Raw genomic sequence first — 17,428 nt, forward strand, 5'->3', positions numbered from 1 at the left:
CGCAGAAAAATGGGTGATGATAACGCTTTCCTTTTCCTATTCTATCGCATCGTTCGTCTTTGTTGGCATATTTTCAGCAGAGATTAATCAAAATGGGCAGGAATGCTATGAAATAGAAAGGTCGTAGGGTAAACGAAAAAAATGACTCCCGACAAATGCAGGAGCCATCTACTGACCAGTTACACCGAAGCTTCTTTCAAATCACCCAAACTAAGGTACCGTCCAAGCTCCGAAGCTTGCATATGAAATGGGTATCCTATTGGAGCGCAGCCAAAATGCGGTCGCACAGCTCCATCGTTTTCACGTTATCCCGTCCACTTGAATCAGGCGTCCGTCCTTCTTGGCAGCAGTTCATGAAATGTGCGATTTCACCAACAAAACCGCGCAAGTACAAATCACGGTATCCGCCCGACATCGCGGAGGCTGACGGTGTCAGAACCGTATCGTTTTCCGCAAGGGATTTCCAAGGAAGCTCTGTATGACTCTCCGACTTGTGAATGATCAGTGTATTCACCTCATCCGCGTTCGCAAAACCATGATCAAAGGTTACCGTAAACCCTTCACTCTCGCGTGTCCATGCTGTCATACCTGCGAAGTATAGGCTACCCACTACACCATTTTCAAATTTCAGGGCAATCGTATGGGAAATACACTCGCCGTTATCGTTCGCAAATCCGGTAACCTGCGCCACTTCTCCGAACAAATAACGTACCAGATCGACCATATGAACCGCCGCTAGCTTCATGAAATCTTCGCCGGTTTTACAAAACAGGGTACTGTCCACGAGAAATTTTGCCTGAAATGAGCGTGCGGTCCCAAGCGAGCCACCCTCAATCAATTCTTTTAATTTTATGTATACAGGCGCGTAGCGCTTCATGAAACCGACCATCAGTACGACACCCGCTGCTTCTGCCGCATCTGCAATTTGGGCTGCTTCCTCGGCATTCCAGCCCAGTGGCTTGTCTACAAAAACATGTTTTCCAGCCTTAATGCAGTCCAGTACGAGCGAAGGATGATCTGCCGCTTGTGCAATCACGACAACTCCATCACAGTCTTCCTGCTCCAGCATAGCCTTGTAATTGTCATAAGGTGTGCCGCTGCTTCCAAACTGCTGAAGTGCTGTCTTCGATCTGCTTAGATCTCTAGTCGCAATCGCCTGAATTTCAGCACCTGCCCCAATGACAGCAGGATATATATTCGTTGAAGCGTGAAAGCCCGCCCCGATAAAACACAGCTTCGCCTTGCTCATGTTAGTCCCTCCCATGTACACACTAAAATAATCCGATCCCATCGTACCATATTGCCGAAGTATATATACAGTGGCATAAAGATAAAGGACATGATTCTTAAGGAGAACAAGATAAAAAAACCTTAACAAAGATAATCCCTTATCCTTGTTAAGGCTCTGTCTGTATCACCAGCAACAATCCTTAAAAATACATTCAATTACAGGGTTCAGACATTATCTTGTGGATAACGAAGCCCATTTTTGCTCCAGCCACTGATCAAATTCAGCACCCTTGTCACCTTCATAGATGTCATAAATATCGACTCTCATCTTGTGCAGCTTCTCGCGAAAATCGTTATAGGTATGGTCGGCTGGTAAGCTTTTTTTAATCCGCACCAGAATCTTCGTCAGGCCCTTAACAAGCTCACCCTCTTTGCGCACAGGCGGCTGTACATTCTCGCCCCATTCCTGAAGTCTGCGGTAAGCGGCTTCCTGAACGGCATATACCGTATCATTATTCAAACGGTGTGTCAGCAAGTCAATCGTCTGCTGGTTCTTCCATGCACCCAGATCATTTACCGCGGCTAGGCGTGTTTTCCAATCGGAGGTTCGGTTTGCAGCTACTTTAAGCTGCTCATATACATCTGCAAATTCTTGCTGAGTTTCGTTGTTTTCCAAAATCATCTCATCCTTTTCTAAAAATCACTATATTATTGTTCATCACGATTGCCGTTTGTTAAATATAACATACTTGCAGGTCTTCTTCTAAAAAAAGATAAAAAGAAATGTATCGGACATAACATGGTCAGAAGGCATTCATTCGCCTCTGTTGTCTGCCGCTGAAAGGCATCGTAAATTCCTCCAGATATCGGGGTAGATAAACCGTATTTGGAAAAGGGGAATTTACAGAAAATCTGCACGTGCTGGTGTAAATGCATCTAGCAGAATACCGCCATCCTCCAGTGGGATACAGCCATGAAGAGTATCGGATGGAAAATGGATGCTGTCTCCTTCTTTGACAGTCTGCACTTCCTTTGTTTCGCCATTATCGATCATGAACTTAAAGCTTCCCTTTATTACATAAGTGACTTGTTCATGGACATGCTTATGCAACAGGATCTCCCCTGTTTGGGCTTTAGCAAACATCACTTTGACATACATAAGCTGGTCACTGTGGGCCAGCACTTTCCGGGTGGTATTACTGTCAACGATATCAATTTGAATATCTTGATCGTTAAAAAACATGGATAATTCCTCCTCTTTTTAAGGCACAAATGATTTAGATAAGTTATTTTGGAAAAACTCATAAATCGATTTAGTTTAAAACCAGCGAAAAATAAGCCAAAGTACTCCAGAAAGAGTAGTAAAGTCGGGATCGGCGAACGTTACCCCTTCGGCACCCAAAAAAGAAAAGAGCGGCAAGGTGAGAGCCGGCAGCAGACAGAGCAAGAATCCATTAAGACAACTGGAAATAACAGCTCCTCTGAAACCACCGCTGGAATTGCCGAATATCGCGGCTGCACCACCAGCGAGGAAGCAGGCCATGATCCCTGGCACAATGACAGGCAATCCGATAAACGGGAAAAGAAAGACGCAGGCAACGCCTGTGAAGAAGCTGACCAAGAAGCCTACCAACGCGGAATTGGGTGATTTGTCGAACAGTACCAGAACATCCACACCAGGGATTGCTCCAGGTGCGAACACTTGGGAGAAACCTTTGAAAGCGGGTACAATTTCAGTTGTGAACAGCTTAACACCTGCTTTTGCGATATACAAGCCGGCAGCAAAAATAGCTGACTGTTCGAGGATGAAGACGATATATTCTTTGCCATCAGATAATTTGCTGACATAATCAGAACCAGCAACCAGTCCAGATACCAGTAAAAGCACAAGCATCGTCAAGGTCGTTGCAACATTGGGGTCGCGCAAAAAACTGATGCGGTCATTAATTTTTACATTTTCGGTGTCATTTTCACGGTTGCCAAAAACTTTCCCTAAATAGGTACCTAGAATGTAAGAGGTCATGGAAGCATGAGCAATCGTATATTCATCCGATTTAATAATGTTTTTGCTGGCATTCCGGAGTAGGTAAGGAAACACCGCCATATAGCTCCCAATTACCAAAGAACCGACGATAATCGTAGTTAGCGAACTCAGACCCAGACCTTTCATAACGGCTGTAGCGGCAAAGCTCATAAACAAAATCAAGTGAAGAGACAAATAAATGTACTTGAACTTGGTCAGGCGTGCAAGCACGATGTTAAGGATCATGGAAAAGAGCAGAATGAGTGCAGCATCCGCCCCGATCTGATCAATGGTCAGTGCCATAATGGCTTCATTGCTTGGTACGACACCTTTAAGGTTGAAGGCATAAGAAAAAATTTGGCTGAAGTTAGTGAGAACGCCACCTAAAATTCCGCCGCCGACCTTGATCATGGTGAAGCCCATAAAAGAAAGGGTAGTTCCCGTAATGATCTCTGATACTTTCTTCCTCTGGAATATAAGGCCGAGTAATGTCACAATCGCGATAATGATGGATGGCTCCCTGATAATGCTCATAAACATTTCCATAGTGATCTCCGACTTTCTTTTATTTATTTTCCATTCTTACTAAATCGATTTAGTAATACTCGAAAAAAATTTCCCTCTCGGGAATGTAAAAAGAAGCAGAATCATTTTTTTGTGAATTAATTCACAACTCACTCCATACATTATTCGTTTAAGTTTCCATTCCTCCCCTCTCTTCAATCGCAATCATCACTAAAATCAGGACATACATAAATGAAAGGGTATTCATGACTCGAATCATAAGATCATTATAGCTCTTTATTTTCTTTTTACAATAGAATTTATAAAAACGTTTTCAAAAAGATGAAAAGGACTTATTCAATCATTCAGTTCAGTTTTTGGACAGATTCTCTGTGGTTAATGACCGGATTCATTCGGATGATTTCTGACAGCTCCTCATGATCCTGTTCTTTTTGATCAATTTTCTCCAGCAGTAGCCTGGCACTTCTTTTCCCCATTTCAAAACTCGGCTGGGAAACGGTTGTGATCGGCGGATTATAAAAAGATGCAAAGGATACATCATCTATGCCAATCAAGGAAAAATCATTAGGTATGGTCAGATGATTATTTTTTGCATAAATCAGCACCTGCTCCAAAATCATGTCATTCGTAGCAATGATTGCGGTGGGCGGATGCTCCATATGGAATAGTTGTCCAATCAGATTAGGCATTTCATCCAACCTGCCGCTTTTGATATAGTTTTCATTCACTGATATGTCATGTTTGCCCAACGTATTTCGATAACCTGACAGCCGCTCACTTCGTGTGGTGATCGCTTTTTTGCCTAAGGGGAACGTGATAATCCCAATGTTGTTATGACCATGCTCAATGAGTGCTTCAACCGCAAGCTCGCTGGCCTTTTCATTATTCAACAGCACTGTGTCTACACTGATTTCATCGATTTTTCGGTCCACAAACACGAAAGGATAGCCATTCTTGGCAAGGGAAACATATAATTTCTTGTTCTCTTCCGTCGGGAAAATGATAAGTCCATCCACTTGCCGAGCAATCATCGACTGGACATACTTTTTCTCTTTGAGCGAATCATCATCGGTATTGCAGACAATGACCTGGACATTTTCCAGTTGGCATTCATCTTCAATTGCACGCACGACTTCTGTTGTAAATCTCGATAAAATGGTTGAAGAAATAACCCCCACAATGAAGGTCTTCTTCTGCTTGAGACTACGTGCCACCTCATTAGGTATATAACTGAGATCCTCAATCGCTTGCTCGATCTTCTTCTTAGTGTTTTCACTCATATAGTTGTATCTCTTTTGCAGAAACTGCGAAACTGTACTCTTCGACACCCCGGCACGTTCTGCAACTTCCTTCATCGTTGTTACCATAATTACCCTCCTTTCTTTTTCTGCATGTCAGGCGTATTAATTTTCAAATATATATATTCTGCAACCTGTATGTAAAGTGAATTTCACTTTATTATATACCTTCTTTTACAGCAGGAAAATATAATAAATGAGGAGTTAGAGCGTGCCCTCCACCTCATATATAACCGCCCCCACAAATGCTGGACACTTAGCTTAACCATCCGTTGTTACGAATCTATTGAATTCGAACGAAATCTTAGAAATATACGAATTTTATGAACTTGTTTGATGGAAGATTTGAACATAAAATGAGAATGTAATCGGTTACAATTTCTTTTAAATAAAGGAGGAAGCAGAATTATGAAGAAAAAAGGACTGAAAAAAACATTTTTCATCATTACCTCCCTCGTAATGGGCTTCACACTGTATGGCTATACTCCCGCTTCAGTAGATGCAGCCAGTGTGAAAGGATATTATCACACCCAAGGAAACAAGATTGTAGACGAATCCGGGAAAGAAGCGGCATTTAATGGCCTGAACTGGTTCGGTCTGGAAACTCCTAATTACACCTTGCATGGACTGTGGAGCCGCTCAATGGACGACATGCTGGATCAGGTGAAGAAAGAAGGCTACAATCTGATTCGTCTGCCTTACAGCAATCAGTTATTCGATTCCAGTTCCCGTCCAGACAGTATTGATTATCACAAAAACCCTGACCTGGTCGGATTAACTCCGATTCAAATTATGGACAAGCTGATCGAAAAAGCTGGACAACGCGGTATTCAGATTATCCTTGACCGTCACCGTCCAAGCTCAGGTGGGCAATCCGAGCTGTGGTACACATCCCAGTACCCTGAGTCTCGCTGGATTAGCGACTGGAAAATGTTGGCTGATCGTTATAAAAACAATCCTACCGTCATTGGTGCGGATTTACACAATGAGCCACACGGTCAAGCAAGCTGGGGCACAGGCAATGCCTCCACAGACTGGCGTCTGGCGGCACAACGTGCAGGGAATGCGATTCTGTCCGTGAATCCGAATTGGCTGATTCTCGTAGAAGGTGTAGACCACAATGTACAAGGCAACAATAGCCAATACTGGTGGGGTGGCAACCTGACAGGTGTAGCCAACTATCCTGTCGTTCTGGACGTACCGAATCGTGTCGTATATTCTCCTCATGATTACGGCCCTGGTGTGTCTTCGCAGCCATGGTTCAACGACCCGGCCTTCCCGTCCAACCTGCCAGCGATCTGGGATCAAACCTGGGGCTACATCAGCAAGCAAAACATAGCTCCGGTGCTGGTCGGTGAATTCGGCGGTCGTAATGTTGATTTGTCTACTACTGAGGGGAAATGGCAAAATGCACTCGTAGACTATATTGGTGCCAACAACCTGTACTTTACGTACTGGTCCCTGAATCCGAATAGCGGCGACACAGGCGGTCTGCTGCTGGACGACTGGGTTACCTGGAATCGTCCGAAGCAGGATATGCTGAGCCGGATTATGAAGCCTGTTGTTTTCGTAGCAGAACAAGTGAAAGCAACCGCCGAATAGGCACAGGGCTTCACTTCACTTATTGAAAAAGCCGATTTTCCTCCTTCAGGCCAGATTATGCTGGGCTATGAAGATGTGGAGAAACGGCTTTTTTTTGTGATACCTGCAAACCTCCAGGATTACACTCCACGTGTGTACATGTTTTCCTCCCCTTCTTGACGCCTTCTATCCAGTTTTATACATTGTAAATTTCCCATCGAATGGGGCATTTTGTAAACTAAATCTCTCTTTTAACCGATAAATACATATGTTGGATTTGAACTCAGGAAGGAAGATTTCATGTGATTGTTTGGAAGGGTTTTGGTATTTTAAACATCGTTGTTCCAGGGATTTTATTTGTTATAGTCGGGAGTTTAGTATCCGCTCTAGGGCTTGACTCCATAGATTCCCGGCTACCGATGGCTTTTGTGTTCATTATGTCGGGGGTTATTATCTGGTACTTGGGAAAAGCGCTTAACGCCGACTCGGACAAAGTGCTAGTTGATATGGAAACGGGGCAACGCTATCGAATGGGAACCCAGCACAGTCTGTTTTTTATCCCCATGCATTATTGGGGCCCTGCCGGTCTAGCGATCGGATTTATTTTAATCGTTGCATCGATATTTATATAACGTTGATTGCAAACATGGGCTATCCCGAACACCACAATGCGAGTCAGTTGCTCCCATTGTGGTCTTTTTCCTTTTCGCAGGTCAATTATGATCAGATACCACCATGATTTACCTGTAGGCCAATGAATTTGGGGCAGGCAGGTGAAAACCTAGCTCATATTTCGCCCCAGCTGCTCCACCTTGCTCAGCCAATCGTTGCGCTGCTGATCCGATAATTTATTCATGAGATCAATCGCAGTAGAATGCACCGGTTTGACACCACATAGATGCAGCGTGGAATCCTTCATCATCCGATGTCCAGGCTGTCCCTGGAAAAATCGGTAGTACCAATGCGGACCGTCCATCGTTGTAATGAGGCGGGCCGTTCTTCCTTTTAGAAGCTTGTCAGGCAGGGGTTTTCCTTTTTGATACTTAAACGCAAATCCCGGCATAAAGGTACGGTCAATGAATCCTTTCATTAATGCAGGCAAGCTGCCCCACCAGATCGGAAAGACAAAAACGAGATGTTCTGCCCATTTAATCGACTCCTGTGCTTGGATCAAATCAGGTTCCAGCGGTAATTTATTACGATATCCACCTAGTAGATTTGGATTAAAGTCCAACGCGGATAGCTGCAACAAACGAACCTCGGCCCCTGCAGCCTTCGCTCCTTTTACATAGGATTGAGCCAGCGCTTCCCCATAACTGCCAGCGACCGGATTCCCTTGAATCACCAATATTTTTTTAGACATATAAACCACTTCCTACCTTCATATTATGATTTTAGTTAGAAAACACTAACTTTATATTTAAAAAGAAAAGGTCACTACTGACCTTTACTTAATAAAGCAGTTAAACGTTGTTTGACCTCTGTTGCAAATGGAACCAACTGCTGTGGAAGTTCACCTTCCAGGCTGGACACGGACAAGCGTGTAATGGCTCCAATGATGAGCACACCGGATAGCAGAGCATCCTGCTTCGGCAGTTCACCTTGTTGAATCCCCTGTTCGATGAATTCAGTCAACGCCTCCAGCGGCTGACGCACATTCTGGCTCTGACTTGCTTCAACATACAGCTCATGGTGCTGTGATAGTAGAAGCAAACCATACTGGTCCTCATCATGCATATCCAGCACTTCATCCACCAGTTGATGGAAACGACTAACGAAGTTCCCACTCTGCTTGCGATAGAAGTCAATTAATGTGGTGTAGCTATTACAATATTGCCCGAATACTTCCAAGGCCATCGCATCTTTACTCTTAAAATGCTTATAAATCGCGGCATCCGTCACACCAGCAGCCTCTCCAATTTCTTTGACTGAAATCCCGTCAATTCCTTTGGTTGCAAATAAGCACATTGCTGCCTGCAGAATATCTTTCTTTTTGCTGTCTACATGTGTTTTCTTATTCATAAGATTATAGTAAGTGATAACTAACTAAAATGCAAATTATATTTATGCAGGCTCATTCTGTCTTCATACTTTCATTTGAAATATATTGAATTAAACCTAAAAACCATGTTTTATAAGCGATTAATCATAAATACCCTAAATAATACGTGCATCATCCCATTTTATTCATATAAAAAAGATATGTAACCGAATAAAACGGGCGCTAGGACAGGTGGGACTAATTATGCTTGAGGTGCATGCAGTCACCCAGCAGGGAAAAGACTCAGGCAGTCTTGGATATGGAGCGACGAGCACATTTCCCCGCTGCAAAAAGTCGTGCAAGCCATCCATGACCAAGGCCCCAAAGCCGATCTTCAGCTTTGGCGTGTCGGTCGCAAAGGCTCGTTGCCCCAAGAAACAGCTGTATCTGCCTCTGGGTTGCCTCACCGCAAACAGTATCATCCACTGGATCGCACACTAAATTGGACAATTTCCACAATAATAGGTGTGCCGGAGAGAATTGCCTCTCCTTCGTTAAGACGAATCGTCAGCGATGAAGGTGTTAGGCTATACAATGTGCTTTCTTGTATCATTCCATTAATGTATAGATTGGCATAACTGTTACTTCCGACATTAAACCGCTGAAAAGCCTCCTGCACACCATCTACAGAAAATTGATCCGCCATAATCGTGACTGAAGAATCAATCTGGTCAGGAGCAAAATAAAAATACCGCTCAGCCGTAGGAACAATTTCAATATTTGAAATGTCAGCTGCCGGGCCGGTTGGCCCTGTTATACCTCGGGCTCCAGTAGGACCAGCTATGCCCTGCGCTCCAGTAGGGCCGGGTACTCCTGTTGCACCTGGACTTCCTTGGACTCCAGCCGGACCTGGCACTCCTGGCGCTCCCTGTGTTCCTGCTGGACCCTGTATTCCTGGTATTCCTTGGATTCCCGGTGTTCCCGCAGTTCCCGGTATGCCTTGTGCTCCTGCTAAACCTGGAATACCTTGTACCCCTGTCAAACCGGGAATGCCTTGTGCTCCTGCCGAACCCGGTGCAGCTCGCTTTACCGTCTGGCCCATTCTTCTCCTCCGCTTGCTAGGAGTATTTCTATACCGACGTTGCATGATTAGCTTTGAATGCTTTTTGGCATGGAACCCCGTTTTTGTTCTACCTTTGAATGGATAATTTGTTTTACATTTTTTACGTTTGTTGATCTTGTAATGTACGGTCCTCTTTCCTAGCCTCCTTAGTGATGAATCGCGTCTCCTCATACCAGCTGTATACACCTCCTTCTCACATGCTTATTTATGTAGTGTATGCACATCCCCCTTTAGGGTTTTAGGCATTCGTACCATATAGAGATTTGCAAGTATTCTATTCCATCTATGTTTGTAGCAGAATAAGGCCTTCTCCTTTTACCCTATTATTAACAAAAAGGTTAATATGCCGTTACCGAATAGGTTAAAAAATCATTTATTAATTAAGAGCCAGTAAAATGGTTCATACCACAAAGAAAGGAGATAAGAACCATGCCAATCATAAAACCTGTATATACAGCAGTAGCTACTGCTCCCGTAGCAACTGGTGGTGCCGTAACCACGACTGTAACCCCAGCCGTGACTCGTTTTTTTGCAACAATTACAGCCGGGATGATCGGCGCAACAACAACAACTGTTCCTGCCGCAAGCTTTGTTGATGACGCAGATGCTCCAGTTGTTGCTCTGCCGACATTAGCGGCTACGGATTCTGCTAATTATTATATTAATGGAGTGATTCAGCAGAGTTCCTTATTCACCCTAAGCACGGCAAGTCTGGTCATTGACTCCGTAGATATTACACCAGGTGTCCCTGTTGTCATAGAAATATCCGACTTTAGCGGCACGACCTCTACTATCACAACTCAGCCTACCATCTCTGCGCCTACGGTCACTATTATCACTTAACACTTTTCATATTTTTGATTCAAGATGGACTGAACGGTCATTCACGCTGTACATTACCCCGTATAAGCTAGAAAAGACCGATTCAGATGTCGATATCTGAATCGGTCTTTTAAATTATATAATCGTTTTCAAATGACTGGCTACTGTATGATTAAGGCAAAATAGCAAAGGAGCGCACCGGAAATCCGGGGGAATCTTGAATGCTCGGAACGATATTATATATGACCGCGCCCGTCGGGGATAGCTTGTCCAAATTCGTCAGCACCTCAACCTGATAACGATCTTGCTCCAATATGTAATATTCCCCTACCAGCTTGCCAGCTTTGCGATAGGCTACAGAGGAATCGGTATCTAGCGTTTCATGCCCAATGGCAGCCACATTCCGTTCTTCTACCAAAAAGCGCAGCGCCTCCAGCGACCAGCCCGGGCAGTGTGCATCTCCGGCGTCGTCCTTGTTCGAGAAGGCATCGGAATCAGGCCATCGTTTGCTCCAATCACTGCGAAAAGCGACAAAGGACTGATCAGCAATGCGTCCATGCTCTTTCTCAAAGTCCAAAATATCCGCAACCGTAAGTTCATAATCAGAATTGGCTGCAACGGCTGCTGAACGGTCAATGACAACTAGCGGCAAAACCAGCTCCTTCAACGAAAGCTCATGCAAGTACCGTTTGCCCTTCACAAAATGAACGGGTGCGTCAATATGAGTCCCATACTGACCGGGAAAGCAGTATTGTTTTACAAAAAAGCCATCATCGTGGGTAAACAGGGTATCCACCTGAACATTATCGAATACTGGAAAATGAGGGATTTCAGGATAAAAAGCGTGGGACAAATCCACCCACTCTTTTTGCTTCAACAACTTCAAGATATCTGCTAAATGCTCTGCCATGATGCCCATTCCTCCTCAGCTTTATTACAAGCCATTTTACCTGAGGATTCTTCAAAAATCTATAAATCGAAATGCAATCGTTAACATTATGGCAAAAATACAAAAACAATTCCATATATTCATATATACATTTCCTATTCCATGTGATTGTTAACGTTTTCATTATTACATACACGTCTTGATTGGAAAAAGAAGGGGTCTATTGAATTATATAAAAAATTCGACAAAAATTTTAGTATGTAACTTTTATTATATTAACAAATACTGGAACACAAAGTATGATAGAAAATGTAGAAACCACAGGAGCACCCGGGACTCCCTTCGTTCATCTACTCTATTAATCCAATATACGGAGGTATTTTATGAAAAAGAGATTTTCACTCGGAATCGCGGCAGCTCTGCTGTTCACTACCCTGTCCCCTCTTGGTGCACCTGCTCATGCAGCCAGCGATATTGGTAAAGAAACGCTTGGCAGCAAAAACGGTTGGGCAGCCTTTTCTACAGGCACAACAGGTGGAGCTACGGCGACTACCTCCAATATTTTCACCGTAACGAATCGCAAGCAACTTGTCGATGCTTTGGGCAAAAACAGCAATAGTACGCCTAAAATCATTTATGTCAAAGGCACGATCAACGCCAACGTCGATGACAATAATAAACCGTTGGGATTGAACGACTACAAGGACTCTAAATATGAGTTTGACGCCTACCTCAAAGCGTATGACCCGTCCACATGGGGTAAAAAGGCCCCGTCTGGCACATTGGAAAAGGCACGTGAGGCTTCACAAAAAAATCAGGCCAGTCGTGTCGTCATTGAAATTCCGTCCAATACTACGATTGTCGGTCTGGGAAGCGACGCGGTCATTAATGGCGCAAACTTCCAACTAAAAAAAGGGACAGACAACGTTATTATCCGTAATATCGAATTCCAGGATGCCTACGATTATTTTCCTCAGTGGGACCCAACGGACGGCAGTACAGGCAATTGGAATTCGGAATATGACAGCATTACAGTTAACGGCGCCACACATGTATGGGTAGACCACAATACCTTCAATGATGGGTCTCACCCCGATAGCCAAAATGGCACCTTTTACGGCCAAGAATACCAGCATCATGATGGACTTCTCGATGTGATTAACCAAGGCGATCTGGTTACTGTTTCTTACAATCATTTTTACGATCATGATAAATCATCGATTATTGGCAACAGCGACAGTAAAACAGCAGATGAAGGGGCTTTACGTGTAACTCTGCATCACAACTATTATGAAAACACGGTACAACGCACACCACGCGTGCGGTATGGACAAGTCCATCTGTACAACAATTACTATACTGGTGATGTAAAACGCTCCGAATATCCTTCACTGTATATATGGGGCGCAGGTAAATCCTCCAAAATCTTCGCCGAAAACAATGTCATTGACGTTGCCGGTTTAACTGCAGCTAAAATCGTGACTGTCTTTGGAGGAACTGCCCTGTCAGATACGGGCACAATCCTGAATGGACAAGCTGTTAACGCAGGCTCCAGCGCGGGTCTTAGCTCCTCTGTAGGCTGGAAACCATCGCTGAACGATAAAATCTCCCCATCCGCCAGTGTGAAGGCAGAAGTCACTTCCCAAGCCGGTTCCGGTAAGCTGTAAGCACTGCCCGCTAACACAAATAACCACAGGCGCCTACAGCCTGCGATTTTACACCAAAAAGGCTGTTTCCTCCGTAGAATGATTCCACACGGAGAGAACAGCCCTTTTTTTATTTTTCATTTGTTTAATTACAAATATAACACGCCTTAACTGCCGTATTGTTCTACCAAAACCGGCTTTTCAAATGCGTTATCCAGCTTGCGAAGTTTAGCCTTTACCGCTTCTGGTGGCTCAACCTCAGGCGCATCTGGATGCAGCAACCATGATTTCACAAAGTGCGTATCGGATAATTGAAAGAGTGGAGGCTCTTTCTCAAAGTCAATTTTCATAGCATAAGAACTGCGGGCTGCAAAAGCATCCCCTACAGGTGGGTGAAGCAGATCCGGAGGTGTTCCCGGAATAGCTGCCAGCTTCTGACCATGGCTGTCCAAACTTGGCATAGAAGCGAGAAGGCCCCATGTATATGGATGTTTCGGGTTATAGAAAATTTCATTAACCGTACCTGTTTCCACGATTTGTCCTGCGTACATAACGGCAACGCGATCAGCCATCTTCGCCACAACACCGAGGTCATGAGTAATAAAGATGATGGAAGTATCGATCTTTTTCTGAAGATCCTTCATCAGCTCCAAAATTTGAGCTTGAATCGTTACGTCCAACGCAGTCGTCGGCTCATCGGCGATCAGAAGTTTCGGATTAGCAGCCAATGCCATCGCAATGACGACACGCTGACGCATACCACCACTAAATTCATGCGGATATTGGTTAAAACGCTGTTCAGGATGTGGAATACCTACCAGATTCAGCAACTCAATACCCCGCTTGTGAGCAGCATCCTTGGATATTTTTTCATGCTTGAAAAGCACTTCCGTGATCTGCTTGCCCACTTTCATCGTCGGGTTAAGCGAAGTCATTGGGTCCTGAGAAATCAGGCCAATTTCCTTACCACGAATTTTTTGCATCTGCTTCTCTGTTTTATTAATCAGTTCTTGTCCGTCAAACATAATTTGACCCTTTTGATAAATGCCCGGAGGGGTCGGAATCAACTTCATAACAGCTTGTGAGGTTACGCTTTTGCCTGAGCCGGATTCGCCCACAATCGCCAGCGTCTCTCCTTTATTGACATGAAAGTTTACGCCACGAATGGCCTGCACTAGTCCCTGACGGGTCTTGAAAGATATCGTTAAGTCCTTCACTTCCAAAAGGCGGTTCATCTCATCACTCTTTCATTTATTATTCATCACTATTATTGACCACTATCTAAAAAAACGACGTCCATGAGTCAAGGTATATACGATTAATTTTACTCAGTTTAGTACCTACCAGTCAAGCTATATCTAAAATATCATCAAAAACCTTTCACACAATGTTATATAAATGGAATGTTTGTCCGAAAAAACGATCATTTTTAACCATTTCTGTACTCATTTATAACATGCGCTGGATATAGCTGAAGCGTGCTCCACCCCATGGCGAACGTGTGCAGAGTAGTTCTCCGTTCAATCGGGTAGCAATTTGACGACAAATAGCCAATCCAAGACCTGTGGCACCATTCGAGCCCGCATAGAATCTTCCAAATACCTCGGCTGCCTCTTGTTCAGTCAGCCCTTCCCCATCATCATCCACATGCATAACCCATACAACCTCCGGTGTTGTCCCTGTCTCCAAATGAATGACAACCTCCGTAGAGGTGTGCCGAACTGCATTTTGCAACAAATTCAATATCATACGGAACAATTGCTCGGCCGGAACGGCCACATGCAGGCCCTCTCCCTCCACTCGAAGCGAGATAGAACGTTCAGCAGCCACCGGCATTAATAGATGAACAGCATCCTCCGCCATGCTTCTAAGATCAACCAGAGAGACAGGCCATTCTTCATTCAGCGCCTCCAACCTCGATAGCTGCAGCAGCTTTTCCACCATATCAATTAACCGCTGGGACTGCACTTTGATGATACTTAGCCCCTCGTCCTGGGATACCACTTGATCCTGAATGGCATATACATAGCCTTGAATCGACATTAACGGTGTCCTTAGCTCGTGAGATACATTTTGCAGGAATTCAATTTGACCGTGGTGATGGTGCTGAATACGGGCGGACATGGAATGAAAGGTACCGATCAGCTCGCAAATCTCACTTTTATCCGCCTGCGGAAAATCACTATCCTGCGGCTGATTCGGTTCGTAGTTGCCTACCGCCTCCTTCAATCGTTTGAGCGGACGCACCAGACGTGAGACAACCATCAGACCAATGACGAGAATCACCAAAAAACCCGCGATGATAGACAGTAATGTGGTTCTCATTAACGGTACATACAGTGCTCGTAAAGAAGATAAGGGTGAGTATACAAAAATACGAAAAGGTTGTCCGGGCAATTCTTCATTCGTAAACAGTACCTTTTTACCTTGAAGCACAGCCACCCCTTCATGTGTAGCGGTCAGATCCTGGGCAGACGGATGAACCGATGCAAAAAATCCTTGGCGGATCAAAAGCAAATGCTCTATCTTTTTGCCTTCCATTCCAGAGACGCTTGAGTCGATGATGCGGTTATCCGTGCTTAAAATAAAGTAATCAGCAGATAAAAGCACGCCCTTGATAACATAGTTAAATTCAGCATTATCCAGTCGATCAAAGCCTCCGTCGCTCATAATATGGACGGCTTTGCGCGCCTGCTCATGAAGCTTGGATTTGGCCTGATTCACCAGAATGTCGTCGATAAGCCTGATGAATAAGACCACCGTAATACAGACGGTAATAAGCATGGCGATGGTCAGGGAAAGCAGTATTTTAGCTCTCATCGTACGCATGGTTACAACTCCTGAACCGTTGCTTTATATCCGAAACCCCATACGGTGTTAATGACGAGCGTAGAGTGATATTCAGCTAACTTTTTACGAATCCGCTTGACCAAATCATCCACGACTCTCACATCACCTATAAAATCATAGCTCCACACCTGCTGAATCAGATGTTCCCTGCCGAAAGGTCTTTCCAGATGATTCGCAAGAAACAACAGCAGGTCGAATTCACGTGAGGTCAAATTTAGCTCTTGTCCGTCCACTGTGACTTTACGAAAGTCAGCAAAAATACACAGATTGCCCGCATGGCATATATCTGCGCTTTCTGCCGCTTGCCTATCGTCTGATGCAGACATTCCGGCCTTGCTCAGTCTCAGCATCGCTTTGACCCTTCCTACCAACTCCCTTGGATTAAAGGGTTTGGTCAAAAAATCGCTGCATCCCAGCTCCAGCCCGTGAATACGGTCGTTTTCTTCTCCACGGGCAGAGATCATAATGATCGGCATTTCCGTAAACTCGCGAAGCTGAGTCAGTAGAGAAAGCCCATCAATGCCAGGCATCATAATATCAAGAACGAGACAATCCGGACGGTTCGTACGGATATGCTCTACCAGTGTTTTACCACTGGAAAAGGAAGTGACCTCGTAGGATTCTTTTTTCAAATATTCAGATATTAATTGCAGAATGAACACATCGTCATCCACTACTACTATTTTTGTCATGACCTTAACCCCTTGCCGTTGTTCTGGATGCTTCCATCCTCTCTTTAAGCTTAACAGAAGCCCAGCAGAATAGACAAAAGACGGGTATACCGTTCCCGGTCCCGTCTTTCTTATCATGAATCGCTGCTGTATATGCCAGGCGAGCTGAATGCTAACTACATATCAGTCTTATTTCTTGGTTGTTACTGTTTTTGGAGCTGTTTTGACTGTTTTTGGAGCTGCTTTGGCTGGAACTGCTTTTTTAACTGGAGCTTTGTGGGTCACTTTTTTAGCTACGACATGATGTGCACGAGTTTTATGAGTTGTTGCTTTGTGTTTAACAACATTATGTTTTTTTGCATGATGTTTAACTGTACGATGCTGCACTTTCACTGCTTTTGTTTTGTGGCTTGCCACTTTTTTCGCAACGGATTTTTTGGCAGGGGCTTTCTTCGCTTTGGTTGTTGTTTTATGAGCTGTTGTAGCTTTTTTAACGGGTGCTTTCACCACAGGTGTTTTCGTCACAGGTGATTTTGCCGGTGTTTTGGTAGCCGGAGTCGTAACCGCAGGAGCTTTGATTGCTGGTGCAGTGCTCGCTGGAGTCGTTGTTGCTGTAGCGGCGAATGCGCTGCTTGCTCCTCCCAATACACTTACTACGGTTAATACGGCTGCTGCATTTTTAGTCCATTTTTTCATGATTGAATCAACTCTCCTTTAAAGTATCTTTAGCTTATCAGGAGAATTCGGGATAATTGTGGAGCAAATGTGTGAAAAGTATATGAAAAAGCG

Annotated in this window: 17 protein-coding genes; 4 read left to right on the top strand and 13 right to left on the bottom strand. The window is 44.3% G+C overall.

The window, feature by feature from the left end; all coding sequences use genetic code 11:
- Positions 1–256: 256 nt before the first annotated feature.
- The 5 genes from ACUUJN_RS19285 to ACUUJN_RS19305 form a co-directional block, all read right to left on the bottom strand.
- Positions 257–1,249 (bottom strand): Gfo/Idh/MocA family protein, encoded by a 993-nt coding sequence (locus ACUUJN_RS19285; protein WP_484668821.1) that lies wholly within the window; start codon positions 1,247–1,249, stop codon positions 257–259.
- A 213-nt stretch (positions 1,250–1,462) separates the two neighbouring features.
- Positions 1,463–1,906 (bottom strand): HEAT repeat domain-containing protein, encoded by a 444-nt coding sequence (locus ACUUJN_RS19290; RefSeq protein ID WP_028542207.1) that lies wholly within the window; start codon positions 1,904–1,906, stop codon positions 1,463–1,465.
- 225 nt (positions 1,907–2,131) lie between these two features.
- Positions 2,132–2,473: a cupin domain-containing protein gene (locus ACUUJN_RS19295; RefSeq protein WP_023989787.1), complete on the bottom strand. Its 342-nt coding sequence runs from the start codon at positions 2,471–2,473 to the stop codon at positions 2,132–2,134.
- 75 nt (positions 2,474–2,548) lie between these two features.
- On the bottom strand, positions 2,549–3,793 hold the full coding sequence (gene ulaA / locus ACUUJN_RS19300) for a PTS ascorbate transporter subunit IIC (RefSeq protein ID WP_226887745.1): 1,245 nt from the start codon (positions 3,791–3,793) through the stop codon (positions 2,549–2,551).
- A 329-nt stretch (positions 3,794–4,122) separates the two neighbouring features.
- Complete coding sequence (locus ACUUJN_RS19305) at positions 4,123–5,145, bottom strand: substrate-binding domain-containing protein (protein WP_160789122.1); 1,023 nt, start codon at positions 5,143–5,145, stop codon at positions 4,123–4,125.
- 339 nt (positions 5,146–5,484) lie between these two features.
- Between ACUUJN_RS19305 and ACUUJN_RS19310 the strand changes: the two genes are divergently transcribed.
- Positions 5,485–6,678, top strand: coding sequence for a glycoside hydrolase family 5 protein (locus tag ACUUJN_RS19310; RefSeq protein ID WP_484668822.1), 1,194 nt, complete (start codon positions 5,485–5,487; stop codon positions 6,676–6,678).
- A gap of 281 nt (positions 6,679–6,959) precedes the next feature.
- Positions 6,960–7,289: a hypothetical protein gene (locus ACUUJN_RS19315; protein WP_484668823.1), complete on the top strand. Its 330-nt coding sequence runs from the start codon at positions 6,960–6,962 to the stop codon at positions 7,287–7,289.
- A gap of 149 nt (positions 7,290–7,438) precedes the next feature.
- Here ACUUJN_RS19315 and ACUUJN_RS19320 read toward each other — a convergent pair whose 3' ends face one another.
- From ACUUJN_RS19320 to ACUUJN_RS19330, 3 genes are all read right to left on the bottom strand, one after another.
- Positions 7,439–8,020 carry an NAD(P)H-dependent oxidoreductase gene (locus ACUUJN_RS19320; protein WP_025723258.1) on the bottom strand — a complete coding sequence of 194 codons (582 nt, stop codon included), beginning with the start codon at positions 8,018–8,020 and terminating at the stop codon, positions 7,439–7,441.
- Between the two features lie 74 nt (positions 8,021–8,094).
- Positions 8,095–8,679 (bottom strand): TetR/AcrR family transcriptional regulator, encoded by a 585-nt coding sequence (locus ACUUJN_RS19325; protein ID WP_209943277.1) that lies wholly within the window; start codon positions 8,677–8,679, stop codon positions 8,095–8,097.
- A 437-nt stretch (positions 8,680–9,116) separates the two neighbouring features.
- Positions 9,117–9,740, bottom strand: a complete 624-nt coding sequence (locus ACUUJN_RS19330; RefSeq protein WP_484668824.1) for a DUF4183 domain-containing protein — start codon at positions 9,738–9,740, stop codon at positions 9,117–9,119.
- 450 nt (positions 9,741–10,190) lie between these two features.
- On the opposite strand from ACUUJN_RS19330, the gene ACUUJN_RS19335 reads away from it, so the two are divergent.
- The gene (locus ACUUJN_RS19335) at positions 10,191–10,604 is read left to right on the top strand and encodes a DUF4183 domain-containing protein (protein ID WP_484668825.1); all 414 of its coding nucleotides are present in this window, start codon (positions 10,191–10,193) and stop codon (positions 10,602–10,604) included.
- 151 nt (positions 10,605–10,755) lie between these two features.
- Here the strand turns inward: ACUUJN_RS19335 and ACUUJN_RS19340 are convergent, their stop codons facing one another.
- Positions 10,756–11,493 carry a cyclase family protein gene (locus ACUUJN_RS19340; RefSeq protein WP_484668826.1) on the bottom strand — a complete coding sequence of 246 codons (738 nt, stop codon included), beginning with the start codon at positions 11,491–11,493 and terminating at the stop codon, positions 10,756–10,758.
- A 362-nt stretch (positions 11,494–11,855) separates the two neighbouring features.
- Between ACUUJN_RS19340 and ACUUJN_RS19345 the strand changes: the two genes are divergently transcribed.
- The gene (locus ACUUJN_RS19345; RefSeq protein WP_484668827.1) at positions 11,856–13,139 is read left to right on the top strand and encodes a pectate lyase family protein; all 1,284 of its coding nucleotides are present in this window, start codon (positions 11,856–11,858) and stop codon (positions 13,137–13,139) included.
- 146 nt (positions 13,140–13,285) lie between these two features.
- On the opposite strand, the gene ACUUJN_RS19350 is transcribed toward ACUUJN_RS19345, so the two are convergent.
- The 4 genes from ACUUJN_RS19350 to ACUUJN_RS19365 form a co-directional block, all read right to left on the bottom strand.
- A complete protein-coding gene (locus ACUUJN_RS19350) occupies positions 13,286–14,353 on the bottom strand; it encodes an ABC transporter ATP-binding protein (RefSeq protein WP_484668828.1) in 1,068 nt (355 codons plus the stop codon).
- A 214-nt stretch (positions 14,354–14,567) separates the two neighbouring features.
- Positions 14,568–15,947, bottom strand: a complete 1,380-nt coding sequence (locus tag ACUUJN_RS19355) for a sensor histidine kinase (RefSeq protein ID WP_484668829.1) — start codon at positions 15,945–15,947, stop codon at positions 14,568–14,570.
- A 2-nt stretch (positions 15,948–15,949) separates the two neighbouring features.
- Positions 15,950–16,660 carry a response regulator transcription factor gene (locus ACUUJN_RS19360; protein WP_023989808.1) on the bottom strand — a complete coding sequence of 237 codons (711 nt, stop codon included), beginning with the start codon at positions 16,658–16,660 and terminating at the stop codon, positions 15,950–15,952.
- A gap of 168 nt (positions 16,661–16,828) precedes the next feature.
- Positions 16,829–17,335 carry a hypothetical protein gene (locus ACUUJN_RS19365; protein ID WP_023989809.1) on the bottom strand — a complete coding sequence of 169 codons (507 nt, stop codon included), beginning with the start codon at positions 17,333–17,335 and terminating at the stop codon, positions 16,829–16,831.
- Between the last annotated feature and the right edge of the window lie 93 nt (positions 17,336–17,428).

It is taken from the genome of Paenibacillus sp. LRG-1, from assembly GCF_057220305.1.